Source organism: Actinocatenispora rupis (genome assembly GCF_016861975.1).
GTDB lineage: Bacteria > Actinomycetota > Actinomycetes > Mycobacteriales > Micromonosporaceae > Actinocatenispora > Actinocatenispora rupis.
On record NZ_BOMB01000001.1, the window covers coordinates 80,923 to 106,443 of the forward strand.

Sequence of the window (25,521 nt, forward strand, 5' to 3'; positions counted from 1 at the left end):
CGGGGGAGCGCCGGGGCGGCGTTCCCCCGTCGGCCTCGTGGCCGCCGGACACGGCGCGGCGGGGCCCGATGCGGGTGGCAAGGTGTCCCCGCATCCCCGGCAGGCGCGTGCCGGCCGCAGACTCCAGGAGGGCTTCGCACCGGTCCTCGGTAGTGGCTCCCGAGGCGTCGTACGAGACGACGGCCGGGTGCTTCGATCGAAGACCGGACGCGGACCAGCTCCCACCGCGTCGACGCGGTCAGGCCGGCCCTGTCGGGAAGACCGACACAGCTAGGAGCATTTCCGTAATGACCGAAACCACCGGGCACGAGCCCGAGGTCGTCAACCTGGGTACGCACACGTCGCAGGCCGTCATCGACAACGGCGCCTTCGGCACGCGTACCGTCACGTTCTCCACCGGCCGGCTCGCCCAGCAGGCCGCCGGCAGCGTGCTCGCCCAGCTGGGCGACACCGTCGTGCTGTCCGCCACCACGGTCGGCAAGCACCCCAAGGACCAGTTCGACTTCTTCCCCCTGACCGTCGACGTCGAGGAGAAGATGTACGCGGTGGGCCGGATCCCCGGCTCGTTCTTCCGCCGCGAGGGCCGGCCGAGCGAGGACGCGATCCTCACCTGCCGGCTGATCGACCGGCCGCTGCGGCCCAGCTTCGTCAAGGGCCTGCGCAACGAGGTACAGGTCGTCGAGACCGTGCTGTCCCTCGACCCGGCCCACCCGTACGACGTGGTCGCGATCAACGCCGCGTCGGCCTCGACGCAGCTGTCCGGCCTGCCGTTCTCCGGCCCGGTCGGCGCCACCCGCATCGCGCACGTGGACGGCCAGTGGGTCGCGTTCCCGACGCACGAGGAGCTGGAGCGCGCGACGTTCGACATGGTCATCGCGGGTCGCCTGCTCGACGACGGCGACGTGGCCGTGATGATGGTCGAGGCCGAGGCCACCCCGCACACCGTCGACCTGGTACGCGGCGGCGCGCCGGCGCCGACCGAGGAGACCGTCGCGCAGGGCATGGAGGCGGCGAAGCCGCACCTGGCCGCGCTGTGCCGGGCCCAGCAGCAGCTGGCCGACCAGGCGGGCAAGGCCACCGTCGAGTTCCCGCTGTTCCTGGACTACCAGGACGACGTGTACGCGGCGGTCGAGGCCGCCATCTCCGCCGAGCTGGCCGAGGCGCTGAAGATCGCCGGCAAGCAGGAGCGTGAGGGCGAGCTGGACCGCGTCAAGGAGCTGGCGTACGAGCGGGTCGGCGCGGACTTCGAGGGCCGTGAGAAGGAGATCGGCGCCGCCGTCCGCGCCGTCACCAAGAAGCTGGTACGCCAGCGGATCCTGCGCGACCAGGTCCGCATCGACGGCCGCGGCCCGCGCGACATCCGGCCGCTGTCGGCCGAGACGCACATCCTGCCGCGGGTGCACGGTTCGGCGCTGTTCGAGCGCGGCGAGACCCAGATCATGGGCGTCACCACGCTGAACATGCTGCGCATGGAGCAGAGCCTGGACACCCTCTCGCCGGAGAAGACCAAGCGCTACATGCACAACTACAACTTCCCGCCGTACTCGACCGGTGAGACCGGGCGGGTCGGTTCGCCGAAGCGGCGGGAGATCGGCCACGGCCGGCTCGCCGAGCGGGCCCTCGTACCGGTGCTGCCGAAGCGCGAGGACTTCCCGTACGCGATCCGCCAGGTGTCCGAGGCGCTCGGCTCGAACGGCTCGACCTCGATGGGCTCGGTCTGCGCGTCCACGATGAGCCTCATGTCGGCCGGTGTGCCGATCGCGGCGCCGGTCGCCGGCATCGCCATGGGCCTGGTGTCCGACACGGTCGACGGCAAGACCGAATACCTTGCCATCACCGACATCCTGGGCGCCGAGGACGCGTTCGGCGACATGGACTTCAAGGTCGCCGGTACGAGCGAGTTCGTCACCGCGTTGCAGCTCGACACCAAGCTCGACGGCATCCCGTCCGACGTGCTGGCGCAGGCGCTGCAGCAGGCCCGCGAGGCCCGCGCGACGATCCTGGAGGTCATGGGCGCGGCGATCGCGCAGCCGGCCGAGATGAGCGACTACGCGCCGCGCGTCACGACGGTGAAGATCCCGGTCGACAAGATCGGCATGGTGATCGGGCCGAAGGGCCAGACCATCAACGCGATCCAGGACGAGACCGGCGCCGAGCTGTCCATCGAGGACGACGGCACGATCTACATCGGTGCCGCAGACGGCCCGTCGGCCGCCGCCGCGGTGGAGCGGGTCAACGCGATCGCCAACCCGACCCTGCCGAAGAAGGGCGACCGGTTCCTGGGCACGGTGGTCAAGACCGCCGCGTTCGGTGCCTTCGTCTCTCTCGTACCGGGGCGGGACGGGCTGCTGCACATCTCGAAGCTGGGTGGCGGCAAGCGCGTCGAGAAGGTCGAGGACCACCTGAACGTCGGGGACAAGGTCGAGGTCGAGATCGCCGACGTCGACGGCCGCGGCAAGGTGTACCTGGACCTGGTGAAGCCGGAGGGCGAGCAGGCCGAGGCCGCTGCCGAGAAGCCGGCGGAGCCGGCGGGCGAGGGCGACAAGCCCCGCGAGGGCGGCGACCGGCCGCGCGGCGAGGACGGCGAGCGTCGTCGTCGGCGCAGCCGGCACCACCAGTAACGAGTACCGCGCGCCCGGGGCGTCGGGTTCCACGGAACCCGACGCCCCGGCGTGTTCCGGCGGGCGGTACCCGGTGGCACGAGCCGGACGCCGCGGGCGGACACTCCTTTGTGGACGCCAGCCAGACGCCAGACAGACGGGAGATCCGGTGAGCGAGCGAGCCCAGACCCGTACCCTCGCGGCCGATCCGCTGGGCGGCACGGTCCGCCGGACCGTACTGCCGGGTGGCCTTCGGGTCATCACCGAGTCGGTGCCGGCGACGCGCAGCGCCGCGATCGGGGTGTGGGTCGGCGTCGGTTCGCGGGACGAGTCCGCGCGCCAGTCGGGCGCCTCGCACTTCCTGGAACACCTGCTGTTCAAGGGAACCGCGAAGCGCAGCGCGCTGGACATCTCGGCCGAGATCGAGGCGGTCGGCGGCGAGACGAACGCGTTCACCACCAAGGAGTACACCTGCTACTACGCGCGGGTGCTGGACGACGACCTGCCGATGGCGGTCGACGTACTCGGTGATCTGGTGACGTCGTCGGTGCTGGCGCCGGCGGACGTGGAGACCGAGCGTGGCGTGATCCTGGAGGAGATCGCCATGACCGACGACGAGCCGGCCGACACGGTGCACGACCTGTTCGCCGGTGCGGTGTTCGGCGGGCATCCGTTGGGGCGCCTGGTGTCCGGCACGGTCGACACGGTGTCGGCGATGACCCGCCGGCAGGTCCTCGACTTCTACCGCCGGCGGTACACGGGCGGGTCGATCGTCGTCGCGGCGGCCGGCAACCTCGACCACGCGAAGGTCACGAAGTGGGTCCGCGCGGCGTTCGGTGACCTGGCGGCGGGTGCGCCGTCGGCCCCGGCCCGGCACGCCACGCGCTCGAACGCCGCCGCCGGCCGGATCGCCGTCGACGCCAAGGACACCGAGCAGGCCCATCTCGTACTCGGCTGCGCGGCGTACCCGCGGAGCGACGAGCGCCGCTTCACCCTCGGCGTACTGAACGCGGCGCTCGGCGGCGGCATGTCCAGCCGGCTGTTCCAGGAGATCCGCGAGAAGCGCGGCCTGGCGTACTCGGTGTACTCGTTCAACACGCACTTCTCCGATGCCGGCCTGTTCGGCGTGTACGCGGGCTGCGCGCCCGGCAAGGCCGACGAGGTGCTGTCGCTGGCCGCCGAGGAGCTGGCCCGCGTCGCCGAGAACGGCCTGCCGGCGGCGGAAGTGGCCCGCGGCAAGGGAATGATGAAGGGCTCGCTCGTCCTCGGCCTGGAGGACACCGGCGCCCGGATGACGAGGCTGGGCAAGGGCGAGCTGCTGTACGGCGACCTGATGAGCGTCGACGAGCTGCTGGCCCGGATCGACGCGGTGACCGTCGACGACGTCCGCGCCGTGGCGGCGGACCTGTTGTCGCGCACCATGTCGCTCGCGGTGGTCGGGCCGTTCGCCGACCACGACTTCACCGGTCCGCTCGGCCGCTCCTGACCGCCGGTCCGCCGCCCGTCGCTACGATCACTCGCAAGTACGCGGGCGACGATGGAGCAGACGGTGAGCGAGTCGGTGACGAACGGGTCCGAGCAGCCGGTCCGGGTGGGGGTGCTGGGTTCCGCCGGCCGGATGGGGACCGAGGTGTGCCGCGCGGTCGGCGGTGCCGGTGACATGGATCTGGTCGCGACGATCGGGTCCGGTGGCGCGTTGGCGGGTCTGACCGACGCGTCCGCGCAGGTGGTCGTCGACTTCACCACGCCGGACGTGGTCATGGACAACGTGCGCTGGTGCATCGGCCACGGCATCCACGCCGTCGTCGGTACGTCCGGCTTCACCGCCGAGCGCCTCGACACCGTACGGGAGTGGTTGTTGGACCGGCCGGGCGTCGGTGTGGTCGTGGCGCCGAACTTCGCGGTCGGCGCGGTCCTGATGATGGAGTTCGCCGAGCGCGCCGCGCGGTACTTCGCGTCCGCCGAGATCGTGGAACTGCACCACCCGCGGAAGATCGACGCGCCGAGCGGTACCGCGATCCGTACCGCGGAGATGATCGGGGCGGCCCGGGAGCGCGCCGGACTGAGGCCGTCGCCGGACGCGACCGAGACGGAGCTGCCCGGGGCGCGTGGCACCGAGGTCGCCAGCGTACGCGTGCACTCGGTCCGGTCCGCCGGTCTGGTCGCCCACCAGGAGGTCCTGTTCGGCGGGCCGGGGGAGACGCTGACCGTGCGGCACGACTCGTACGACCGGACGTCGTTCATGCCGGGTGTACTGCTGGCGGTGCGCGCCGTGCTCGACCGTCCCGGCCTGACCGTCGGCCTCGGCCCCCTCCTCGACGCCTGACCCGACGCCGACACCTCCCCCGGCGGCGTACCGGATCGACAGGCCCGGCGCCGCGGCCGACCCGGGACGGGCGCCACCCGCCGTGGTACGTCAGGCGTCGGGCTCGTCGTCGGCGGCGAGGGAGACGTGCAGGCGGCTCTGCCGGACCAGGGTGCCGTCCATGTCGAGGGCGCGGGCGGCGCCGTCGGTGGCCCAGCCGGCGCTGGCGAGCAGCCCGCGTCCGGCCTTGTCCCGGTCGAACAGCCAGGCGACCGCCCGCTCGTGCCCGTCGGTACGCCACAGGTCGACGGCGGCGGCGAGCAGCCGGCTGCCGTGCCCGCGCCGGCCCCACCGCGGTTCGACGAGCAGGTCGGTGACCGCGGCGGTACGTGGGCCGAGGGCGTCGGCCGGCTCCTCCGGGGCGAGCGCGGACTCGTCGGCCGGCCCGATCGCGGCGAACCCGACGAGGTTGCTCTCCTCGCCCTGCTCGACCGCGACGAGGACGTGGTGGCCGGGCGACGGCGGCGCGGTCACGGCCTGGCGCCAGCGGTCGGCGAGTACCGACTCGTCGAGCGCGGAGAGGATCCGCTCGGGGATGATCCGGGAGAATGCGGTGCGCCAGGTGGCCAGCTGGATCCGGGCGATCTCGCCGGCCTCGTCCTCGCGCGCCGTACGAACGTAGCCCAGCGCCATGCCCACACGATATGGCCACCGCGGCCGGTGCCGTACCGGTGGGTCAGGCCGGCAGGACGTACCGCACGGTGCGCAGCGACACGTCGCCCGCGTCGAACGTGCCGGTCGCGCCGTCGGGGGCGAAGCCGAACCGTTCGTAGAAGCGGCGGGCCCGGTCGTTCTCCACCACCACCCAGAGCCGTACCGGGCGCGGCGCCGCGGCCCGCAGGAGGTCGACGCTCGCGTGCAGCAGCGCGCTGCCGGCGCCGTTCCGCCAGGTGTCGGGGTCCACGTAGCAGGACCGCAGCTCGCCGTACGCCGGGTCGAGGGTGCCGTCGTCCTGCCGGTACGGCCCGACGTTGGTGAAGCCGACGACCCCGGTGCCGGGCAGGTCGGCGACGAGCAGGGTGGCCCGCTCGGGCTCGTCCAGCAGCGGTGTCCAGCCCGCGACCAGCTCGGCCGGATCCAGCCCCGCCAGGTACTCCGCGGGCAACAGCTCCCGGTACGCGGAGCGCCAGGCACGTACCCGGACGGATGCCATGACCGGCAGATCCGCCCCGGTCGCCGGCCGTACGCTGAGGTCAGTCATGGCCGACAGTGTCGCCGACGGGCCGGCACGGCGGGGGGAGGGGCGGTGGCACACCGCGAGGGGGGTACGGAGCGGGACGTACCGGCGGCGGAGAGCCGCCCCGTGCGGCCGCCGCAACCGGTGCCGTGGCTGGTGCTGTCGATCGTGGTGGCGGTGCTGGCGCTGGGCCTGCTGTCGCTGCGGTCGGTCGGCCTGGAACTGCTCGGTTCCCGCGGCCTGATCGCCGTCTTCTCACTCGGTGAGGCGCTCGGGATCGGCGGCATCGTGTTCGCCGGGCGCGCCCTCGCCGAGCTGCGCCACGATCCGGACCGGGCGGCCGAGTCGCTCGGTACCGCCCGCCGGTGGGCCCTGTCCGGTGTCGCCTTCCTGCTCGGTATGGGCCTGATCGCGTTCGGTGCCCAGTTCCTGCCGAGTGCCATGCGGACCTGACTGTCGTACCGCCCGGTTAGGGTGCGAGCCGTGACCGCTGCACCGCCCACCCTGTCCGCCGCACTCGCCCGCCGCATCGCGCTCGGCGCCCAGGGCTTCGCCGACGCCGCCCCCACCGGCCGGCCCGACGTTCGGCACCTGCGCCGGGTGCTGCGCCGCGTCGGCCTGATCCAGATGGACTCGGTCAACGTCCTCGCCCGCGCCCACTACCTCCCGCTGTACTCGCGGCTCGGCCCGTACCCGACGGCCCTGCTCGACCGCGCCGCCCACCAGTCCCCGCGTGAGCTCTTCGAGTACTGGGGGCACGAGGCGTCGCTGGTGCCGGTGGAGCTGCAACCGGCGCTGCGCTGGCGGATGGCGGAGGCGGAGCGGCACGCCTGGGGCGGGATGCGGCGACTCGCCGCGGAGCGTCCCGGGTTCGTGGCCTGGGTGCGCGACGAGGTCGCCGAGCGTGGCCCGGTCACCGCCCGGGAGATCCAGGACGACGCGCCGCGCGACACGTCCGCCTGGGGCTGGAACTGGTCGGACGTGAAGACCGCGCTGGAGTGGCTGTTCTGGTGCGGTGAGGTCAGTTCCGCCGCCCGCCTGCCCAGCTTCGAGCGGCGCTACGACCTGACCGAGCGGGTACTGCCGGCGCACGTGGTGGGCACGCCGACCCCCGACCCGGCCGACGCGTACCGGCGGCTGGTGCGGGTGGCGGCGACGGCGCTGGGCGTGGCCACCGAGGCGGACCTGCGCGACTACTTCCGGCTGCCGGCCGCGGCGTCCCGGGCCGCGGTCGCCGAGCTGGTCGACGCGGGCGAGCTGGAGCCCGTACGGGTCACCGGCTGGCGCCAGCCCGCGTACCTGGACCCCGCGGCGTCCCGGCCGCGCCGGATCCGGGCGCGCACCCTGGTCAGCCCGTTCGATCCGCTGGTCTGGGAGCGGTCCCGGGCCGAGCGGCTGTTCGGCTTCACGTACCGCATCGAGATCTACGTGCCGGCCGACCGCCGTGTCTTCGGCTACTACGTGCTGCCGTTCCTGCTGGACGACGCGCTCGTGGCCCGGGTCGACCTGAAGGCCGACCGGGCGGCCGGGGTGCTGCGGGTGCCGGCGGCGTGGATCGAGCCGGATCCGCCAGGCGGCCCGGCCCGGGTGGCGGCGGAGCTCGCCGCCGAACTGCACCGGCTCGCCGGCTGGCTCGGCCTGTCCGGCGTGGCGGCCCCGGAACGCGGCGACCTCGCCGCGGCGCTCGCCCGGGAGCTGTCGGCGGCCGGGCGACCGTCCGGTATCGTCGGACCATCGGCGAAGGGGAGGCCATGACGTCGGCGATCGAATCCGGCACGCACCTTCCGGCCGCGGCCGGACCGGCCACGTCCGGCCCCGCCGCCCCCGACCCCGCCACGCCGCTCCCGGCATACTCGCCGGCTCCGCCGCCCGGCCGGATCGCCCGCCTGTTCCGCACGCTGTACACCCGGCCCGCCTGGCTGGCGCCGCTCGCGCTGCTGGCCTGCTTCGGCCTGTCCGTGGCGTACGTGGAGCGGTTCAACCCGACGACCGGTGACGCCGGCCCGACCGGCGGCTGCGCGTTCAAGGCGCTGACCGGGCTGGACTGCCCGGGCTGCGGCGGCACCCGCGCCTTCTTCTACCTGCTGCACGGCAACCTGCCCGAGGCCGCCCGCAACCACCTGCTCGCCGTCTTCGCCACCCCGTTCCTCGTGTACGCGTACATCGCGTGGACGGTGAACCGGGTGCTGGGCAAACCAAAGATGCCGATGCTGCGGGTGTCGCCGGGCGCGATCGGGTTGTTCCTCGGCTCCTGGCTGGCGTTCGCGGTGCTGCGCAACCTGCCGTGGGCGCCGTTCACGTACCTGTTCGTCTGAGCCCGCCCGGCGCCTGCCCGCCGCCGGAGTCGGCGGCGGACCGTACGGCGGGGTTCACGCGAGCGCGGGTACCCGGTGCACCTCGATGTCGCCGCTGGCGGTACTGATCCGCAGCTCCAGGTTGTGCCCGGCGAGCGGGTGGCCGGCGTGTACGGCCAGGTCGCTGGTGGTGCTGCCGCTGGCCGTGTTGAGGTCCAGCCACACCCCGGTCCCCGCCGGTACGCCGACGCGCACGTCACCGGAGGCCGTACTGGCCCGGACCGTACCGGCGGCGGCCGCGCCGATGCTCAGGTCTCCGGAGGCGCTGTGCACCCGGACGGCGCCGTGCGTCTCGCCGAGCATCGTGTCGCCGCTGGCGGAGTGGTGCTGGACGTCGCCGTCCACCCGGTCGGCAGTCACGTCACCCGAGGCCGACTTGGCCTTCAGGGTGCCGCCGACGTACCCGACGCGGATGTCGCCGGAGGCGGTGTTCATGGTGACGTCGCCGGTGACGCGTTCGACGGTGATGTCGCCGGAGGCGTTGTTGATGCTCAGCCGGGACAGCTGACCGGTGGCCGCCATGTCGGCGGAGGCGCTCTCGAAGTCGGCCGCGGAGTCCGTCGGTACGTGCACGGTGATGCGCAGTTTGGCCATCCGGCGGCCGAACAGCCAGCCGACGCCGCTCGTCTCGGGCGTACGGACCAGCAGCTTGTCGCCGGACATCGTCACGGTGGTGTCGGCGGCGGCCTGGACGGCGCGCTCGTCGCTGCCGTTGAGCGGCTCGACCTCGACGGTGACCGTGTCGCGCGGCTCGGCGACGAGGTCGCACCGGCCGGCGGAGATCCGGACCGCGGCGGTCACGGGTGTGTCGCACGGGAACTCGTACATCGTCTCTGCTCCTCGGATGCGGCGCCGGTGGCGCCGGCGTTCAGGCTTGGGCGAAGCCGGTCAGCCGCTTGCCGAAGCCGCGGCGACCGGTGCCGGACGTACTCCCGCCGCCGTGCACCGCGGTGCCGATGGCGCGTACGAGCCAGGCGTTGACGGAGATGCCCTCGGCGGACGCGGCCTGCTCCACGGCGGACTTCAGCCCCTCGGGCAGGCGCAGCGTGATGCGGGCGACGTCACCGGTGTCCGCGTCGGCGGCCGGCTGCGGCGGTGGCGGGGCGGCGGGCGCGCCCTCGGTGACGACGAGGTCCGCCGAACGTCCGCGCAGGCGTACCTCGACGGAGGTGTTGTCGAGCTTGGTGGTGATCTCCGCTGCGGCGTCGGACAGCGCCTCCAGCAGGCTGAGCCGCGCGGCGGCCTCCAGCGAGCCGGACAACAGGGCGGCGGCCCGGCTGATGTCCTCGCCGCCGGGGGCCGCGCTGGCCTCCAGGTCCCGCCGCAACGTTTCCAGGTAAGGGTTCAGGTCCATGGCACTATCCTGACAGCTTGGTGATGTCAACCGACGCGTACCTCCGGTGGCGGTGTCGGCCCCACGGGCGGGGCGTCCACCGTCGGCGTTCGGGCGGCGGACGGGTCGGCCCGGCCGCGGATGCCCGGCCGCCGGCGGACCCGGGCGTGGCATAGAGCCAGCTCTCCCAGCGGTAGTGGCCGGCGCGGCGGCTGGCCGGGTCGGTGCCGGGGGCGCCGAGATCGCGGCGGGCGACTTCCAGGTCCAGCGGTGATGTGTTCATGACACCACTATGACATCAAGGGCGACGTCAGTCAACGTCAGGAAGCTGTCGCATCCGATGTCGAAGGTGCGCGGCGGCCACCGTTGCCGACGGCGGCGCCGGACCCGCCGGCCGGTACCGTCGAGGTCGTCCGACGCGGCGTCGTCATCGAGGGGGAGACCGTGCCCGAGATCGTTCCGCCCACCGTGCGGCCCATCGCCTGGACCCAGTTCGCCCCGCCGGCGGACGTGGCCTGGGAGACCGACGCCGACGGCGGGCAGGCGCTCGCCGAGTTCGCCGGGCGGGCCTGCTACCAGTCGTGGGACAAGCCGAACCCGCCCACCGCGACGAACGCCGGCTACCTCCGGCACATCCTTGAGGTCGGCCACCTGTCCGTACTGGAGCACGGCACCGTCACCTTCTACCTCACCGGCATCTCCCGCAGCCTCACCCACGAGCTGATCCGCCACCGCCACTTCTCGTACTCCCAGCTCTCCCAGCGGTACGTGCCGGAGCGGACCGCCGCGGTGGTGGAGCCGGACGTGATCGCCGCCGACCCCGAGCTGCACGCGCGGTTCGTCGAGGGCACCGACGCCGCCGTCCGGCTGTACACGGAGCTGTTGGAGGGGTTGGAGAAGAAGTTCGCCGACGTGCCGAACGCCACGCTGCGGCGGAAGCAGGCGCGGCAGGCGGCCCGCTCCGTACTGCCGAACGCGACGGAGACCCGCATCGTCGTCACCGGGAACTACCGGGCCTGGCGGCACTTCGTCGGGATGCGGGCGTCCGAGCACGCCGACGTCGAGATCCGTGGCCTGGCCGTCGCCTGCCTGCGGGAACTCCAGCAGATCGCGCCGAACGTGTTCGGCGACTTCACGGTCTCCGCGCTCGACGACGGTACCGAGATCGCGACCAGCCCGTTCGTGACGGAGGGGTGAGCGGCACGCGCGGGGTGATCCCGGCGGATCCAGGCGGCGCGTCCGATAGGTTGGAGGGCATGACGCACGACCCGCGCCGACCGTTCGGTCGGCTCCTGACGGCGATGGTCACGCCCTTCCGCGCGGACCACTCCCTGGACGTCGAGGGCGCTCAGCGACTCGCCGAGTACCTGGTGGATGAGCAGGGCAACGACGGGCTGGTGATCAGCGGGACCACCGGCGAGGCGCCGACCACCAGCGACCGGGAGAAAGAGACCCTGCTGCGCGCCGTCGTCGAGGCGGTGGGGGACCGGGCGCGGATCGTCGCCGGTGTCGGTACGAACGACACGGCCCACACCGTCGAACTCGCCCGGTCGGCGGAGAAGGCCGGCGCGCACGCCGTGCTCGTCGTCACCCCGTACTACTCGAAGCCGCCGCAGGCGGGACTGCTCGCGCACTTCACCCGGGTCGCCGAGGCGACCGCCCTGCCCTCGATGCTCTACGACATCCCGCACCGCACCGGCGTACCGATCGAGACCGAGACGTTGCTGCGTCTCGCCGACCACCCGAACATCGTGGCGGTGAAGGACGCCAAGGGCGACATCGCGGCCACGTCCGCGGTGACCGCCCACGGCGGCCTCGCGGTCTACTCGGGCGAGGACAAGCTGACCCTGCCGCTGCTCGCGGTCGGCGCGGTCGGCGTCGTCGGTACGCCGACGCACGTGATCGGCCGCGAGACGAAGGCGATGATCGAGGCGTACGAGGCCGGCGACCACGCCGGTGCGCTGGCCCTGCACCACCGGCTGCTGCCGGTCTTCACCGGCTTCTTCCGCGCCCAGGGCGTGACCATGGTGAAGGCCGCGCTGACCGTCCGTGGCCTGCCGTCCGGTCCCGTCCGGCCGCCGCAGGCCGACGCCACCCCGGCGCAGATCGAGCAGATGCGCGCCGACTGCGTCGCCGCCGGGATCGAGCTGTAGCGGAGCGGGCGGCCGGCCCCGCGCCGCCGCCCGTACCGACGGCCGCCCGTGCCGGCACCCCGTAAGCACCAACACCGGCCGCGCCGGTTCGAAGTGAATAGGAGACACCCTGTGAGCCAGGCACATCCGGAGCTGGGCCCGCCACCTCCGCTACCCGCACACTGTCTGCGGATCACCCCCCTCGGCGGTCTCGGCGCGATCGGCCGCAACATGACCGTGTACGAGTACGAGGGTCGGTTGCTGGTCGTCGACTGCGGCGTGCTGTTCCCGGATGTGGACCAACCCGGGGTCGACGTGATCCTCCCGGACTTCTCGTCGATCGCCGACCGGCTGGACGACATCGAGGCGATCGTGCTGACCCACGGGCACGAGGACCACATCGGCGCCGTGCCGTACCTGTTGGCCCGCAAGCCGGACATCCCGCTGGTCGGGTCGCAGTTCACGCTCGCGCTGGTCGAGGCGAAGCTGGCCGAGCGCCGCATCACGCCGTACTCGCTGACCGTCAAGGAGGGCGAGACCGAGCGGCTCGGGCCGTTCGACTGCGAGTTCTTCGCGGTGAACCACTCGATCCCGGACGCCATGGCGGTGGCCGTGCGTACCGGCGCGGGGACGGTGCTGCACACCGGCGACTTCAAGATGGACCAGCTGCCGCTGGACGGCCGGATCACCGACCTGGCCGGGTTCGCCCGGCTCGGCGGCGAGGGCGTCGACATGCTGCTGTCCGACTCGACGAACGCGGAGATCCCCGGCTTCGTCACCTCGGAGCAGGAGATCCGCCCGGTCATCGACGGCATCTTCCGCAGCGCCCGCGGCCGGATCATCGTCGCGTCGTTCGCCTCGCACGTGCACCGCGTCCAGCAGGTACTCGACTCGGCGGCCGAGCACGGCCGGAAGGTCACGTTCATCGGCCGTTCGATGGTGCGCAACATGGGCATCGCGCGTGACCTGGGCCTGCTGCACATCCAGGGCGGGCTGGTCGTGTCGCTGGAGGAGGCCACCCAGCTTCCCGCGGACGAGATCGTGTTCATGTCGACCGGTTCGCAGGGCGAGCCGATGAGCGCGCTGGGCCGGATGGCCTCGGGCGACCACCGGCACGTCAAGATCGAGTCCGGCGACACCGTCGTACTCGCCTCGTCGCTCGTACCGGGCAACGAGACCTCGGTGTACCGGGTGATCAACGCGCTGTCCCGGGCCGGCGCCACGGTGATCCACAAGGACGTGGCGCGGGTGCACGTCTCCGGCCACGCGCCCGCCGGCGAGCTGCTGTACCTGCTCAACGTCGTACGGCCGAGCAACTTCCTGCCGATCCACGGCGAGTGGCGGCACCTGCGGGCGCACGCCCGGCTGGCCGTCGAGAGCGGCGTACCTGCGGCGAACGTGGTGCTGTGCGAGGACGGCGACGTCGTCGACCTGATCGACGGCCGCGCCCGCCTCGTCGGCCACACCACCAACCGGTACGTGTACGTCGACGGTCTCGCGGTCGGTGACATCGGCGAGAGCCTGCTGACCGAGCGGCGGATCCTCGGCGACGGCGGCTTCATCGCCGCGACGGTCGTGGTCGACTCGGTGACCGGCAAGGTCGTCGGCGGCCCGACCGTGTCCGCCAAGGGTTTCTCGGAGGATCCGGCCGCGTTCGACCCGGTCATCCCGTTGATCACCGACGTACTGGACAAGGCGGCGAAGGACGGGGTGAGCGACCCGCACCAGTTGCAGCAGCTCGTCCGGCGCTCGGTCGGCCGCTGGGTGAACGACACGTACCGGCGGCGGCCGATGATCGTACCGAACGTGGTGGAGGTCTAGCGCCCGCCGCGTGCTCTGCCGTCGGCTGCGAGGTCCCCGGTCCCGGGGCCCCTCGGCGGACGCGGAACGGCCGGGGGACAGGGGCTCGCGTTCCGGCCCGTACCGGCCGTGGTCGGTGGGATGCTCACAGCGATGGATGCCGCCGAGCCCGACGACGACGCACCCGTCCGGCACCGGGGGCCGCGCCTGGTGCCGGACGTTCTGCTGGTACTGCTGGCCGCCGGCGCCGGCGCCACCGAGGCGGTCAGCTACCTCGGCCTCGGCCGGGTACTGACCGCCGTGATGACCGGCAACCTGGTGCTGCTCGGCGTGGCCGCGGGCGCCGGCGCCGGCGCCGAGGCGGTCCGCTCGGTCGTCTCCCTCGCCGGGTACGTGGTGGGTGTCGCGGTCGCGGCCCGGTTCCTCGGTGGCACCCGCGCCGACGACACCCACCCGTGGCCGCGCCGGGTGACGCACGCGATCGGCGTCCAGGCCGCCTTCCAGGTACTCGTGTGGGTCGGCTGGCTCGTCGCGAACGGTCGCCCCGAAGGCGTCGGCCAGGCCGTACTCGTCGGCGTGTCGGCCGTGGCGATGGGGTTCCAGGCCCGGTCCGTCCAGGCGCTGGCGCTGCCCGCCGGCTCCACCACGTACCTGACGGGCACGCTGACCACCGTGACCGGCCGGCTCGCCGCCGGTGGACCGCGCGAAGGGGTGCCCCGGCTGCTCGCCCTGATCGCGGCGATGCTGGCCGGTGCCGCGATCGGCGCCCTCCTGATCAGTACGGCCCGGCCGGCGGCGCCGCTGCTGCCGCTCGGCCTCACCGTCGTGGTGTTCGCCGCCGCCATGGTCCTCGGCCGCCGCTCCTGACCGCCGCCGGCGCGTGCGAGGCGCTGGGGCGCAGTCTCCGCTCAGGGCCGGGAATGCCGGGCGCGGTGCCCCGCGCAGGACCGGGAGGCGCTGTGGTGTGGCGCCGGCTCAGGGGCCGGGGACGGCGGCGAGCAGGCCGGCGAGGCCCCGCTCGTACATCGCGTCGGCGTCGATGCCGTGCTCGCCGACCCGGGCCAGCCAGGCGCGGCCCGTCGGGTACCGGTCGGCGTCGAGTCCGGCGGCGAAGGCGCGCCGTTCACCCGGCGTCGGCCCCGGCACCCCGAACGGCGCGCGCCCGGCGATCGCCAGGCAGTGCCCCAGCGTGTACGTCGTCAGGTTGCTCAGCGCGTGGTGGGCCTCGACGAGGTCGACGCCGGCGTCGGCGAGCAGCCGCAGGGCCGTCTCGTACAGGTGGAGGCCGGTGCCGCCGGTGACCTCGTGGGTGGCCAGCGCCGGCAGCGCGCCGGGATGCCGCAGCAGCGCGGTACGCAGCGCCCGCATCAGATCCGCCAGCCCGGTACGCCACGGCGCGTCGGGTGTGGTGGCCGGCAGCTCGACCTCCGCGTACACCGCCTCGGCGATGCCGGCGAGGATGGCCGCCTTGTCCGGAACGTAGTGGTACAGCGACATCGCCTCGACGCCGAGCGCCCGGCCGAGCTTGCGCATGGACAACGCTTCCACACCGTCCGCGTCGGCGATCTCCAGCGCGGCGCGGAACACCCGCTCGCGGCTCAGCCCGGCGCGCTTACGGGTCGGCGTGGTCGGCAACGGTGCTCCTCGCGTCGTCGTGGTGCCGCCCGCGATGGTAGTACCGGGCGCCCGATTCGGCCCGGTACGGCCAGCCCGGGCGTACGCGGAGACGACGACGCCCCGGCGGACGGGGCCGGGGCGTCGGGGGAGCGGGCCGTCAGGACTCGGCGGCGACCAGCTCGGCGATCTGGACCGCGTTGAGCGCGGCGCCCTTGCGCAGGTTGTCGTTCGAGACGAAGAACGCGAGGCCGTTGTCGACCGTCTCGTCGCGCCGGATCCGGCCGACGAAGCTCGGGTCGGCGCCGGCCGCCTCCAGCGGGGTCGGGATGTCGGACAGCGCCACGCCGGGCGCGTCGGCGAGCAGCTCGCGGGCGCGTTCGACGCTCAGCGGCGCGCTGAACCGGGCGTGCACCTGGAGCGAGTGGCCGGTGTACACGGGCACCCGGACGCAGGTGCCCGACACCTTGAGGCCCGGGATGGCGAGGATCTTGCGGCTCTCGTTGCGGAGCTTCTGCTCCTCGTCCGTCTCCCCGAGCCCGTCCTCGACCAGCGATCCCGCGTACGGCAGGACGTTGAACGCGATGGGCCGGACGAACTTGTTCGGCGCCGGGAACTCGACCGCCGAACCGTCGTGGGTGAGCGCCGCCGCACCGTCGGCGACCTTGCGCACCTGCTCGTCCAGCTCGCGTACGCCGTCGAGGCCGCTGCCGGACACCGCCTGGTACGTCGCGACGACCATGCTGACCAGCCCGGCCTCGTCGTGCAGCGGGCGCAGGACGGGCATCGCGGCCATGGTCGTGCAGTTCGGGTTGGCGATGATGCCGCGCGGCCGGTTCGCCGCGGCCTTCGGGTTCACCTCGGCCACGACCAGCGGGACGTCGGGGTCCATCCGCCACGCCGACGAGTTGTCGACGACGACCGCGCCGGCGGCGGCGACCCGGGGCGCGAGCTGCTTCGCCGCGCCCTTGCCGGCGGAGAACAGGGCGACGTCCAGCCCGCGGTAGTCCGCCGTGGCGGCGTCCTCGATGGTCACCTCGGCACCCGCCCACGGCAGCGTCCGCCCGGCCGAGCGGGCCGAGGCGAACAGCCGCAGTTCGTCGACGGGGAAGTTCCGCTCCGCGAGGATGCGGCGCATGACGCCGCCGACCTGTCCGGTGGCTCCGACGATCCCGATACGCATGGGCGCACGCTACCCGCCGAGGCTGTGGAACGTCCCGGTCGGGTGAGCCGCGACATACGCTGAACGGGTGGTCGTCCGAGCCGCGGCGTACCTGCTGGGCGCCGTGCACCTGGCGTACCTGCTGTACGTGGTGCTCGGTGGCTGGTTGGCGCTGCGCTGGCGGATCACGATCGGCGCGCACCTGGCCGCGGTGGGCTGGGCGGTCGCGGTCGTCGCGGGCCACCTGCCGTGTCCGCTGACCGCCGGTCAGGACGCCCTCCGGGCCCGGCTCGGCGAACCCCCGCTGCCCGGCGGCTTCATCGACGCGTACCTGCGGGGCGTGGTCTTCCCGACCGGGTACGAGGTGGCGGCGCAGGTGGCGGTGGCCGCGCTGGTACTCGCCTCCTGGACGCTCTACGTACTGCGACCGCTCCGTCGCTGAGGTGGATTTTCGGCCCGTCCTCGTGTCAGATCGACGCTTTCGCGCGGCATCCGGCTACGGTGGTGAGCTATGGCTGGCCGTACGTCTGCTGCGAGCCGTGCCCGGACATCGGCGAAGAAGAAGACCGGCACGGCGGCTCGATCGTCGGCGCGTCGCCCGGCTGCCAAGCAGCCGGCCCGCCGAAAGAAGTCGGTTCCGGCGAAGGCGGCCGGCGGGGCGTTCACGGGTGTCGCGCGCGGCGTCGGGTTCCTGGCCCGCGCGGTCGGGCGGCAGGCCGCGACCGCACGGGAGCTGGACCCGGCGCACCGGCGGGACGGGCTGGGCCTGGCACTGCTCGGGTTCGGCATCGTGCTCGCCGTCGCGGTCTGGTTCCGGGCCGCCGGCCCCGTCGGCGGCTGGGTGGCGTACGGCGTGCGCTGGGTGATCGGCGCCGCCGCCGCGGCCCTCCCGCTGCTGCTGGTGGTCGCCGCGATCCGGGTGATGCGGCAGGCGCCCGACCCGGCGCACCGCGGCCGGCACCTCGTCGGCTGGTCCGCGCTGCTGCTGTCCGCCCTGGGCCTGCTGCACCTGTTCCGCGGGCAGCCCGCCACCGCCGACGGCCGGGCATACGCCGGGGGTATCGTCGGCGACCTGGTCGGCGGGCTGCTGGCGCAGGCGGTGACCGTGTGGGTGGCCGTACCGCTGCTGGTTCTGTTGCTGGTCTTCGGGGTACTGGTCGTGACGGCGACCCCGGTGAACCGGATCCCCGATCGCCTGCGGCACCTGCGCGACCTCGCGTTCGGCCGGGTGGTGGCGCCGGAGACGGACGCCGAGCCGGAGGCGGACGAGACCGCGGAGGCGCCGCCGCCCCGGCTGCGCCGCCCGTCCCGCCGCCGGCAGGCGAGCGTGCCGGCCGAGGAGCCCGAGCCGGAGCCGATCCCGGCGCCGCTGGACGAGATGCTCGACGAGCCACCGCCGCCGAAGCGTCGCCGCAAGGCGCCGGCGCCGCCGGAGCACGGCCCGCTGCCGCCGACCCGGGCCGAACAGATGGCGCTGTCCGCGGCGGACGGCGACTACCGCCTGCCGCCGCCGGAGATCCTGCGCAAGGGCGGTCCGGCGAAGGCCCGCAGCAAGGCGAACGACGACGTCATCGCCGCCCTGCAGGGTGTGTTCGAGCAGTTCAACGTGGACGCGGCGGTCACCGGCTTCACCCGCGGCCCGACCGTCACCCGGTACGAGATCGAGCTGGGTCCGGGGGTGAAGGTCGAGCGGATCACGCAGCTGTCCCGCAACATCGCGTACGCGGTGAAGAGCCCGGACGTGCGGATCATCAGCCCGATCCCGGGCAAGAGCGCGGTCGGCGTGGAGATTCCGAACACCGACCGCGAGGACGTCATCCTCGGCGACGTGCTGCGCAGCCGGAACGCCACCTCCGACCAGCACCCGATGGTCGTCGGCCTCGGCAAGGACATCGAGGGCGGCTTCGTGGTGGCCAACCTGGCCAAGATGCCGCACATCCTGGTCGCCGGCGCGACCGGTTCCGGCAAGTCCAGCTGCATCAACACGCTGCTGGTGTCGATCCTGTCCCGGGCCACGCCGGACGAGGTGCGGCTGCTGCTGATCGACCCGAAGCGGGTCGAGCTGACCAGCTACGAGGGCATCCCGCACCTGGTCACGCCGATCGTGACCAACCCGAAGAAGGCGGCCGACGCCCTCGGCTGGGTGGTCCGCGAGATGGACATGCGGTACGAGGACCTTGCCGCGTCCGGCGTCCGGCACGTCGACGACTTCAACCGCAAGGTACGCAACGGCGAGATCACCGCGCCGCCCGGCAGCGAGCGCGTCTACCGGCCGTACCCGTACCTGCTGGTGATCGTGGACGAGCTGGCGGACCTGATGATGGTGGCGCCGCGCGACGTCGAGGACGCGATCGTGCGCATCACCCAGCTCGCCCGCGCCGCCGGCATCCACCTCGTACTGGCGACGCAGCGGCCGAGCGTCGACGTGGTCACCGGCCTGATCAAGGCGAACGTGCCGTCCCGGCTGGCGTTCGCGACGAGTTCGCTGGCCGACTCGCGGGTCATCCTGGACCAGCCGGGCGCGGAGAAGCTGATCGGCCGCGGTGACGGTCTGTTCCTGCCGATGGGAGCGAGCAAGCCGACCCGGCTGCAGGGCGCGTGGGTCACCGAGCCCGAGATCCACGACATGGTCCGGCACTGCATCGACCAGCGGCAGCCGGAGTTCCGCGAGGACGTACTGGTCGGGGCGACGGACAGCAAGAAGAAGATCGACGAGGACATCGGCGACGACCTCGACCTGCTGCTCCAGGCGGCGGAGCTGGTGGTCACGTCGCAGTTCGGCTCGACCTCGATGCTTCAGCGCAAGCTGCGGGTGGGTTTTGCGAAGGCCGGCCGGCTGATGGACCTGATGGAGACCCGCGGCGTGGTCGGCCCGTCCGAGGGGTCGAAGGCCCGCGACGTACTGATCAAGCCCGACGAGCTGGAGGACATGCTGGCCAGCATCCGCGGCGAGGGCGAGTGACTCCACCCGCCGCGGACGTGGCGTCAGTGCGCCTGCGGACTCCGTTGCCGTCCGGGCGGCTTCCAGAGGTACGGTCGGCGCCGCCGGGCGTTGGCGAGTACTCCGACGAGGGAGACGGCGGCGACGACGCACCACACGCCTTCCAGGAGCAGGAAACCCCACTCCCGTCCGAGCAGTGCCAGCACCGCGAGTACGCCCGATCCGAGCGCGTTGACCACGAGGTACGCCAGCGACTTGGCGTCGACGACGCCGATCTGGGTACCGAAGAAGCCGGTGAGCACCAGGACGGCGCCCACGATCTGCAGAATCTCAGCCATGGTGGGTGGCGCGTCGTCTTTGCACGTCCGGGTACGTCGCGCTGCTCGTCCGGTGCGGACCGGCTGACCCGGCCGCCACGTCGAGCCTATCCGGCCAACCGGGTGCCGGTGATCAATGGTGCGGAACCTCACCGGCGGTGGGCCACCGTACCGGTGTGCTGTGTCCGGCACCGGTCGGGTCGGTAGGCTCGGTGCGTGTCCGCCGCAGAATCCCCCCGCCGTGTCGCCATGCTCACGCTCGGCTGCGCCCGTAACGAGGTCGACTCCGAGGAGCTGGCCGCGCGCCTGGCCGCCGACGGTTGGCAGGTCACGGACGACGGCGCCGCCGCCGACGTGGTCCTCGTCAACACCTGCGGTTTCGTCGAGCAGGCCAAGCAGGACTCGATCGACACCCTGCTGGCCGCCGGTGACGGTGGCGCCAAGGTGGTGGCCGCCGGCTGCATGGCCGAGCGGTACGGCAACCAGCTCGCGGAGAGCCTGCCGGAGGCCGACGCGGTACTCGGCTTCGACGACTATCCGGACATCTCGGACCGGCTGAACACGGTGCTCGCGGGCGGCACGATCACCCCGCACACCCCGCGCGACCGCCGCACCCTGCTGCCGATCACGCCGGTCGAGCGGCACACCAGCCGCGCCGCCGTACCGGGGCACGGGGACGGGGACGGGGACGAGCACACGCCCGCGCACCTCAAGGTCCTGCGGTACCGGCTGGACCGCGGCCCCGTCGCCTCGCTCAAGCTCGCGTCCGGCTGCGACCGGCGCTGCGCGTTCTGCGCCATCCCGTCCTTCCGCGGGGCGTACCTGTCGCGTACGCCGGACGAGGTGCTCAACGAGGCCGAGTGGCTGGCCACCCAGGGCGCCCGCGAGCTGGTCCTCGTCAGCGAGAACTCCTCGTCGTACGGGAAGGACCTGGGCGACCCGCGCGCGCTGGAGAAGCTGCTGCCGCAGCTGGCGAAGGTGCCCGGGATCGTCCGGGTGCGGGTCAGCTACCTGCAGCCGGCCGAGATGCGCCCCGGCCTGGTCGAGGTCATCGCCGGCACGCCGGGCCTCGCCCCGTACTTCGACCTGTCGTTCCAGCACGCCAGCGAGCCGGTGCTGCGGCGGATGCGCCGGTTCGGCAACACGGAGCGGTTCTGGGAGCTGCTGGCCTCGGCCCGCGCCATCGCCCCCGAACTGGGCGCCCGGACGAACGTGATCGTCGGCTTCCCCGGCGAGTCCGAGGACGACGTGGCGGAGCTGGAGCGGTTCCTGACCGGCGCCGAGCTGGACGCGATCGGCGTGTTCGGCTACTCCGACGAGGACGGCACCGAGGCCGCGACGATGACCGGCAAGGTCGACCCGGACGAGGTGACCGACCGGGTGAACCGGCTCAGCTCGCTGGTGGACGAGCTGGTCGCGCAGCGCGCCGAGGACCGGGTCGGCAGCACCGTCGAGGTCCTGGTGGAAACCGTGGACGACGGCGAGGTCGAGGGGCGCGCCGCGCACCAGGCCCCCGAGGTCGACGGCACGACGACGCTCACGGCGGACGGCGCGCTCGCCCTCGACACGCTCCGCCCGGGAGACCTGGTGTCCGCCCGGGTCGTCGACTCCGTCGGCGTGGATCTGTACGCGGTGCCCGATGCGGTCCTGGACCGTGCCCCCACCGGTACGGTGCGGGGCGGTCCGCGGTGACCGAGGCGGCGTCCGGCGCGACTTCGCGTACCCCGGCGCCGCCCGCACGACGGGAGGCAGTGCCGGTGGCGCCCCTGGTCAACCCGGCGAACGCGCTGACCGCGCTGCGTATCGTCCTGGTCCCGGTGTTCGTCTGGATCGCGGTCGCCTCGCACCTGGTCGCCGCCGACTGGCGGATCGCCGCGTGCGTGGTCTTCTGCGTCGCCTCCGTGACCGACTTCGCCGACGGCTGGCTGGCCCGGTCGCGCAACCTGGTCACCCCGTTCGGCAAGGTCGCCGACCCGATCGCGGACAAGGCGCTGACCGGCTCCGCGCTGATCGTCCTCTCCGCGTACGCGGGGCTGCCGTGGTGGATGACCGCGGTGATCCTGGCCCGTGAGGCCGGGGTGACCGCGCTGCGCTTCTGGGTGCTGCGGCACGGCGTGATCGCCGCGAGCCGCGGCGGCAAGGTGAAGACCGTGCTGCAGATCGTCGCGATCGCGTGGTACCTGTTCCCGTGGCCGGATCCGCTGTCCGGGCTCGGTTTCTGGATCATGCTGCTCGCGCTGCTGGTCACCGTCGGCACCGGCTTCGACTACGTGTTCCGTGCGGTGGCCCTGCGCCGTCGCGGATCGGCGACCTGAGTGACCACCGACGTCGTACGGGCGCCCGAGGTCGTGTCCGCGCTCCTCGCCCGGGGTGAGACGCTCGCCACGGCCGAGTCGCTGACCGCCGGCCAGCTCGCCGCCACCGTCGTCGACGTACCGGGCGCTTCCGCCGTTCTCCGCGGCGGCCTCATCGTGTACGCGGTGGACCTCAAGGCGTCGCTCGCCGGAGTACCGGAGGATCTGCTCGCCGAGCGCGGCCCGGTGGACCCGGACGTGGCCCGTGCGCTGGCCCGGGGTGCCCGTGAGCGCTGCGGCGCCACCTGGGGCATCGGTACCACCGGGGTGGCCGGCCCGGAGCCGCACGGTGGCTCTCCCGCCGGCACGGTGTACGTCGGGCTCGCGGGCCCGTACGGTGACGTGGCCGAGCGGCTGGCGCTGCCGGGCGACCGTGCCGCGGTCCGCGCCGGTACGGTGACCGCCGCGCTGGCGTTGCTGTTGAGCGCTCTGCGCTGACGGGCCGCGGAGATCATCCCGCGGTACTGTGGTGCATCACCCGGTGGGCCATGGTGTCGCGGCCGTCTCGGCGCGGTACCGTGGCGAACATCCCGGTTCGAGCGGGCAACCGCGCCGGACCGGTACGTCGGGGTGGTGCATGGTCGCCGGAGGAGGTGCGCGATGGTCCTGCTGCGCAGGGTCCTGGGTGACACGCTGCGCGAGCGTCGGCTCGACCAGCACCGGACACTCCGGGACGTCTCCACCGAGGCGAAGGTGAGCCTCGGCTACCTGTCCGAGCTGGAGCGCGGGCAGAAGGAGGCGTCCAGCGAGCTGCTCTCCTCGATCTGCGAGGCCCTCGGCGTTCAGCTCTCCGACGTGCTGCGCGAGGTCAGCGACACGCTGGCGCTGGCCGAGGAGATGGCCGGCGTGCTGCAGCCGGTCGGTGCCGACGAGGCGCTGACCGCCGGCTCGGACGAGCCCGAGGCGGCGCCGCTGGCGCCCGGCGCGGTCACCAACTCGGTCGCCACTGGCACCGCGGTCCGCACCTCGGTGCAGCTGCGCGGCCGGGCGACCGCCACGCTGACCCGTCCGGTCCGCCCGCCGTCCCGCCCGCACAAGGAAGTCGTCTACGCCGCCTGACCGCCCGCGGGCCGTCCGGCCCGCGCGTGCGTCTGCTGCCTTCCGAGCGTGCGGCTTCTTCTGCGGCCCTTGACCCTTCCGGGTTCTCTTCCGCATGTCGCCCGATCCAGTCGACCGTGCCGTGTCCGGTACCCGGGGCGGATGCCCGTGTCGACCCGACCGGGGTAGTCCACACCGTCCGAGCCGGATCGTTCGCCCGCTCGTACCGCGACGGTCCGCGTACGCTCGGTCGAGGTCGTCGGGTGCGCCCCGGTACCGGGTGGCGAGTCCACCCCGAGATCACCCTGGGACGTACCCGGGTGTTGCCCGTAAAGCCGGTCGGGGCCTCTCACCGCGCACGGCTTTCGGGCACACTTGACCTCGTGCGGGGAGACCCGCGACGGGGGAGCGACGGTCCGGGGGAGGTGGCGGTCCGGGCCGCGGCGTTCGGGACGGTCCGTCGGGGCGTGTGGTTCCCGGTGGTTTGCGCCGATCGTGTCGTAATCTCCCGCCGGGGGTGGCGTGACGATCGTCGCGTTGGCCTGACACGATGGGATGAACGCGTCGAGGTCGGCGCTAGCTGAGCCGCAGAGAGGACCGCGAACAATGGCGAACCCGTTCGTCAAGGGCTGGCGATACCTGATGGCGCTGTTCGGCGCCAAGATCGACGAGTACGCCGATCCGAAGGTGCAGATCCAGCAGGCGATCGAAGACGCGCAGCGCCAGCACCAGGCGCTGACGCAGCAGGCTGCCGCGGTCATCGGCAACCAGCGGCAGCTCGAAATGAAGCTGTCCCGGCAGATGTCGCAGGTCGAGCAGTTGCAGGGCCAGGCCAAGCAGGCGCTGGTGATGGCGGACAAGTCCCGCGCCGAGGGGGACGAGGCGAAGGCGCAGCAGTTCGAGCAGACCGCGCAGGTGTTCGCCACGCAGCTCGTCTCGGCCGAGCAGTCCATGGAGGACCTGAAGACGCTGCACGACCAGTCGATCGCGGCGGCGCAGCAGGCCCGTAAGGCCGTGGACGACAACGCGCTGATGCTCAAGCAGAAGCTCGCCGAGCGGACGAAGCTGCTCAGCCAGCTCGAACAGGCCAAGATGCAGGAGCAGGTGGCCAACTCGCTGCAGAGCATGTCCGACCTGGCCGCGCCGGGCAACACGCCGTCGCTGGACGAGGTGCGCGAGAAGATCGAGCGTCGGTACGCGAACGCGATGGGTCGCGCCGAGCTCGCGCAGAACTCGGTCGAGGGCCGGATGCTGGAAGTGCAGAAGTCGAGCCTGGACATGGCCGGCAACGCCCGTCTGGAGCAGATCCGGGCGAGCATGGCCGGCGAGCAGCTCACCAGCGCGCCGGCGCAGAAGGCCGTCCCGTCGGGGTCGGGTGCGTCCGAGCAGTCCGAGACCGCCGGTGTGGCGCGCCTGGAGCAGCTCCGGCAGAACATGAACAAGAACGGCAACACGGACGCCTCGGCGGGCTGACCCGCCCCGGGCGTGTGGAGGTGCGGGGATGGCGGAGACACGCGATCAGCGGCTCCGTCGGGTGCGCCGGCTCCGCCGGGCGGCCCGGCGGTGGAGCGTCCTCGGTGCCGGGCTGACCGGCGCCACCGCCGTCCTCACGCCGTACGCGGGGGTTGGGGTGCCGGACGCGTTCTGGGCCGCCGGCGCGGGCGTGGCCGTGGTGATGGCCGTGTTCCGCTGGCGTGACCACCGCGTACTTGCGGCGCAGCCGTTGCCGCCGGATCGTCCGCAGGTCGGTCCGGCCGAGGCGGCCCGAGCGGCGATGCGGGCGGCGCTCTCGGCCAATCCGACGGCCCGCGCGGCCGTGGACGAGGTGAGCCGGCGTGCGGGCCGGCGACGGTTCCGCGGGTCGGCGGCCGCTCCCGCGTGGGCCCGGCTGGACGCCGCCTCGTCGGCGCTGACCGACCTGGGCGGTTCGCTGGGCGAGCAGGTGGAGGACGCGCTGCGGGAGGCCGCGGTGGCCGAGCGGTCGCTGCGTGAGCTGGCCGGTCGGGTGGTGACCGTGGAGCGCGCGGAGCGCTTCGCCGGCCCCGAGTCGCGTGCCCCGCTGGGCGAGGCGCGTTCGATGCTTCTGGTACGGCTGAACGACGGGGTCGGCACGTACGAGCGGCTCGTCGCCGCGGTGGCCGCCTGTGCCGCGGAGCACGGCGTCGCCGAGGACAGCATGTCGTCGTCCCGGCTGACCGAGGCTGCGGACCGGATGTCCGCGTTCGCGCAGGGTCTGGCCGAGTTGCGGGATCTGCGCGCGCCGGCGAGTTGACCCGCCGCCGCCCCTGCGTGTCTGTTCTCACAGTCGCTGTGTGCCCGGGTGTCCGGGATCGG

At 73.2% G+C, this 25,521-nt stretch carries 25 protein-coding genes and 1 riboswitch; of the genes, 18 read left to right on the forward strand and 7 right to left on the reverse strand.

Going from position 1 to position 25,521, the window contains the following annotated elements; translation table 11 throughout:
- Window positions 1-287 precede the first annotated feature (287 nt).
- The 3 genes from Aru02nite_RS00435 (at window position 288) to dapB (ending at window position 4,926) form a co-directional block, all read left to right on the forward strand.
- Window positions 288-2,621: a polyribonucleotide nucleotidyltransferase gene (locus tag Aru02nite_RS00435; protein ID WP_203653955.1), complete on the forward strand. Its 2,334-nt coding sequence runs from the start codon at window positions 288-290 to the stop codon at window positions 2,619-2,621.
- Between the two features lie 148 nt (window positions 2,622-2,769).
- Entirely contained in the window at window positions 2,770-4,086 is a 1,317-nt protein-coding gene (locus tag Aru02nite_RS00440) for a M16 family metallopeptidase (protein WP_203653956.1), read from the forward strand.
- A 51-nt stretch (window positions 4,087-4,137) separates the two neighbouring features.
- A complete protein-coding gene (gene dapB / locus Aru02nite_RS00445; protein WP_203653959.1) occupies window positions 4,138-4,926 on the forward strand; it encodes a 4-hydroxy-tetrahydrodipicolinate reductase in 789 nt (262 codons plus the stop codon).
- A gap of 90 nt (window positions 4,927-5,016) precedes the next feature.
- Here dapB and Aru02nite_RS00450 read toward each other — a convergent pair whose 3' ends face one another.
- Entirely contained in the window at window positions 5,017-5,598 is a 582-nt protein-coding gene (locus Aru02nite_RS00450; protein ID WP_203653961.1) for a GNAT family N-acetyltransferase, read from the reverse strand.
- Between the two features lie 43 nt (window positions 5,599-5,641).
- The gene (locus Aru02nite_RS00455; protein WP_203653963.1) at window positions 5,642-6,166 is read right to left on the reverse strand and encodes a GNAT family N-acetyltransferase; all 525 of its coding nucleotides are present in this window, start codon (window positions 6,164-6,166) and stop codon (window positions 5,642-5,644) included.
- Between the two features lie 45 nt (window positions 6,167-6,211).
- Between Aru02nite_RS00455 and Aru02nite_RS00460 the strand changes: the two genes are divergently transcribed.
- Genes Aru02nite_RS00460 through Aru02nite_RS00470 form a run of 3 tightly spaced genes read left to right on the forward strand, consistent with a single transcriptional unit; the run spans window position 6,212 to window position 8,457 of the window.
- Window positions 6,212-6,595, forward strand: a complete 384-nt coding sequence (locus Aru02nite_RS00460; RefSeq protein WP_203653965.1) for a hypothetical protein — start codon at window positions 6,212-6,214, stop codon at window positions 6,593-6,595.
- A gap of 30 nt (window positions 6,596-6,625) precedes the next feature.
- A complete protein-coding gene (locus tag Aru02nite_RS00465) occupies window positions 6,626-7,897 on the forward strand; it encodes a winged helix-turn-helix domain-containing protein (RefSeq protein WP_203653967.1) in 1,272 nt (423 codons plus the stop codon).
- Window positions 7,894-8,457, forward strand: a complete 564-nt coding sequence (locus tag Aru02nite_RS00470; RefSeq protein ID WP_203653969.1) for a DUF2752 domain-containing protein — start codon at window positions 7,894-7,896, stop codon at window positions 8,455-8,457. The genes Aru02nite_RS00465 and Aru02nite_RS00470 overlap by 4 nt, the downstream gene beginning before the upstream one ends.
- A gap of 54 nt (window positions 8,458-8,511) precedes the next feature.
- On the opposite strand, the gene Aru02nite_RS00475 is transcribed toward Aru02nite_RS00470, so the two are convergent.
- Window positions 8,512-9,324, reverse strand: coding sequence for a DUF4097 family beta strand repeat-containing protein (locus Aru02nite_RS00475; protein ID WP_203653971.1), 813 nt, complete (start codon window positions 9,322-9,324; stop codon window positions 8,512-8,514).
- A gap of 40 nt (window positions 9,325-9,364) precedes the next feature.
- On the reverse strand, window positions 9,365-9,850 hold the full coding sequence (locus Aru02nite_RS00480; RefSeq protein WP_203653973.1) for a toxin-antitoxin system HicB family antitoxin: 486 nt from the start codon (window positions 9,848-9,850) through the stop codon (window positions 9,365-9,367).
- 432 nt (window positions 9,851-10,282) lie between these two features.
- Here Aru02nite_RS00480 and thyX point away from each other — a divergent pair, with 432 nt between their 5' ends.
- From thyX to Aru02nite_RS00500, 4 genes are all read left to right on the forward strand, one after another.
- Complete coding sequence (gene thyX / locus Aru02nite_RS00485) at window positions 10,283-11,026, forward strand: FAD-dependent thymidylate synthase (protein ID WP_203654554.1); 744 nt, start codon at window positions 10,283-10,285, stop codon at window positions 11,024-11,026.
- 59 nt (window positions 11,027-11,085) lie between these two features.
- Entirely contained in the window at window positions 11,086-11,982 is an 897-nt protein-coding gene (dapA, locus tag Aru02nite_RS00490) for a 4-hydroxy-tetrahydrodipicolinate synthase (RefSeq protein WP_203653975.1), read from the forward strand.
- Window positions 11,983-12,093: 111 nt separating this feature from the next.
- Window positions 12,094-13,782, forward strand: coding sequence for a ribonuclease J (locus tag Aru02nite_RS00495; protein WP_203653977.1), 1,689 nt, complete (start codon window positions 12,094-12,096; stop codon window positions 13,780-13,782).
- A gap of 132 nt (window positions 13,783-13,914) precedes the next feature.
- Window positions 13,915-14,628, forward strand: a complete 714-nt coding sequence (locus Aru02nite_RS00500; RefSeq protein ID WP_203653978.1) for a DUF1275 family protein — start codon at window positions 13,915-13,917, stop codon at window positions 14,626-14,628.
- Window positions 14,629-14,736: 108 nt separating this feature from the next.
- On the opposite strand, the gene Aru02nite_RS00505 is transcribed toward Aru02nite_RS00500, so the two are convergent.
- Window positions 14,737-15,396 (reverse strand): TetR/AcrR family transcriptional regulator C-terminal domain-containing protein, encoded by a 660-nt coding sequence (locus tag Aru02nite_RS00505; protein WP_203653979.1) that lies wholly within the window; start codon window positions 15,394-15,396, stop codon window positions 14,737-14,739.
- A gap of 139 nt (window positions 15,397-15,535) precedes the next feature.
- Window positions 15,536-16,558, reverse strand: coding sequence for an aspartate-semialdehyde dehydrogenase (locus Aru02nite_RS00510; RefSeq protein ID WP_203653985.1), 1,023 nt, complete (start codon window positions 16,556-16,558; stop codon window positions 15,536-15,538).
- A 67-nt stretch (window positions 16,559-16,625) separates the two neighbouring features.
- Here Aru02nite_RS00510 and Aru02nite_RS00515 point away from each other — a divergent pair, with 67 nt between their 5' ends.
- The gene (locus tag Aru02nite_RS00515) at window positions 16,626-16,979 is read left to right on the forward strand and encodes a DUF2784 domain-containing protein (RefSeq protein WP_203653987.1); all 354 of its coding nucleotides are present in this window, start codon (window positions 16,626-16,628) and stop codon (window positions 16,977-16,979) included.
- A gap of 69 nt (window positions 16,980-17,048) precedes the next feature.
- The gene (locus Aru02nite_RS00520; protein WP_203653989.1) at window positions 17,049-19,499 is read left to right on the forward strand and encodes a DNA translocase FtsK; all 2,451 of its coding nucleotides are present in this window, start codon (window positions 17,049-17,051) and stop codon (window positions 19,497-19,499) included.
- A gap of 23 nt (window positions 19,500-19,522) precedes the next feature.
- Here Aru02nite_RS00520 and Aru02nite_RS00525 read toward each other — a convergent pair whose 3' ends face one another.
- Window positions 19,523-19,816 (reverse strand): CBU_0592 family membrane protein, encoded by a 294-nt coding sequence (locus Aru02nite_RS00525; RefSeq protein WP_203653990.1) that lies wholly within the window; start codon window positions 19,814-19,816, stop codon window positions 19,523-19,525.
- A gap of 7 nt (window positions 19,817-19,823) precedes the next feature.
- Window positions 19,824-19,895: riboswitch (guanidine-III (ykkC-III) riboswitch) on the reverse strand.
- Between the two features lie 149 nt (window positions 19,896-20,044).
- Here Aru02nite_RS00525 and rimO point away from each other — a divergent pair.
- From rimO to pspM, 6 genes are all read left to right on the forward strand, one after another.
- Complete coding sequence (rimO, locus tag Aru02nite_RS00530) at window positions 20,045-21,487, forward strand: 30S ribosomal protein S12 methylthiotransferase RimO (RefSeq protein WP_203654555.1); 1,443 nt, start codon at window positions 20,045-20,047, stop codon at window positions 21,485-21,487.
- Window positions 21,488-21,546: 59 nt separating this feature from the next.
- Complete coding sequence (gene pgsA, locus Aru02nite_RS00535; protein WP_373324831.1) at window positions 21,547-22,110, forward strand: CDP-diacylglycerol--glycerol-3-phosphate 3-phosphatidyltransferase; 564 nt, start codon at window positions 21,547-21,549, stop codon at window positions 22,108-22,110.
- Window positions 22,111-22,587: a CinA family protein gene (locus Aru02nite_RS00540; RefSeq protein WP_203653992.1), complete on the forward strand. Its 477-nt coding sequence runs from the start codon at window positions 22,111-22,113 to the stop codon at window positions 22,585-22,587.
- Between the two features lie 162 nt (window positions 22,588-22,749).
- Window positions 22,750-23,208: a helix-turn-helix domain-containing protein gene (locus Aru02nite_RS00545; RefSeq protein WP_203653993.1), complete on the forward strand. Its 459-nt coding sequence runs from the start codon at window positions 22,750-22,752 to the stop codon at window positions 23,206-23,208.
- A 585-nt stretch (window positions 23,209-23,793) separates the two neighbouring features.
- Complete coding sequence (locus tag Aru02nite_RS00550; protein WP_203653994.1) at window positions 23,794-24,660, forward strand: PspA/IM30 family protein; 867 nt, start codon at window positions 23,794-23,796, stop codon at window positions 24,658-24,660.
- 28 nt (window positions 24,661-24,688) lie between these two features.
- Window positions 24,689-25,459: a phage shock envelope stress response protein PspM gene (gene pspM, locus Aru02nite_RS00555; RefSeq protein WP_203653995.1), complete on the forward strand. Its 771-nt coding sequence runs from the start codon at window positions 24,689-24,691 to the stop codon at window positions 25,457-25,459.
- Window positions 25,460-25,521 lie beyond the last annotated feature (62 nt).

Bases quoted from the DNA above. Each gene is read 5' to 3' on its own strand.
- Aru02nite_RS00480 (WP_203653973.1), bottom strand. From the start codon at position 9,850: ATGGACCTGAACCCTTACCTGGAAACGTTGCGGCGGGACCTGGAGGCC.
- Aru02nite_RS00550 (WP_203653994.1), top strand. From the start codon at position 23,794: ATGGCGAACCCGTTCGTCAAGGGCTGGCGATACCTGATGGCGCTGTTC.
- pspM (WP_203653995.1), top strand. From the start codon at position 24,689: ATGGCGGAGACACGCGATCAGCGGCTCCGTCGGGTGCGCCGGCTCCGC.
- Aru02nite_RS00510 (WP_203653985.1), bottom strand. From the start codon at position 16,558: ATGCGTATCGGGATCGTCGGAGCCACCGGACAGGTCGGCGGCGTCATG.
- Aru02nite_RS00455 (WP_203653963.1), bottom strand. From the start codon at position 6,166: ATGACTGACCTCAGCGTACGGCCGGCGACCGGGGCGGATCTGCCGGTC.
- Aru02nite_RS00520 (WP_203653989.1), top strand. From the start codon at position 17,049: ATGGCTGGCCGTACGTCTGCTGCGAGCCGTGCCCGGACATCGGCGAAG.
- Aru02nite_RS00545 (WP_203653993.1), top strand. From the start codon at position 22,750: ATGGTCCTGCTGCGCAGGGTCCTGGGTGACACGCTGCGCGAGCGTCGG.
- dapA (WP_203653975.1), top strand. From the start codon at position 11,086: ATGACGCACGACCCGCGCCGACCGTTCGGTCGGCTCCTGACGGCGATG.
- Aru02nite_RS00450 (WP_203653961.1), bottom strand. From the start codon at position 5,598: ATGGCGCTGGGCTACGTTCGTACGGCGCGCGAGGACGAGGCCGGCGAG.
- Aru02nite_RS00525 (WP_203653990.1), bottom strand. From the start codon at position 19,816: ATGGCTGAGATTCTGCAGATCGTGGGCGCCGTCCTGGTGCTCACCGGC.
- Aru02nite_RS00475 (WP_203653971.1), bottom strand. From the start codon at position 9,324: ATGTACGAGTTCCCGTGCGACACACCCGTGACCGCCGCGGTCCGGATC.
- dapB (WP_203653959.1), top strand. From the start codon at position 4,138: ATGGAGCAGACGGTGAGCGAGTCGGTGACGAACGGGTCCGAGCAGCCG.
- Aru02nite_RS00470 (WP_203653969.1), top strand. From the start codon at position 7,894: ATGACGTCGGCGATCGAATCCGGCACGCACCTTCCGGCCGCGGCCGGA.
- rimO (WP_203654555.1), top strand. From the start codon at position 20,045: ATGCTCACGCTCGGCTGCGCCCGTAACGAGGTCGACTCCGAGGAGCTG.
- Aru02nite_RS00500 (WP_203653978.1), top strand. From the start codon at position 13,915: ATGGATGCCGCCGAGCCCGACGACGACGCACCCGTCCGGCACCGGGGG.
- Aru02nite_RS00435 (WP_203653955.1), top strand. From the start codon at position 288: ATGACCGAAACCACCGGGCACGAGCCCGAGGTCGTCAACCTGGGTACG.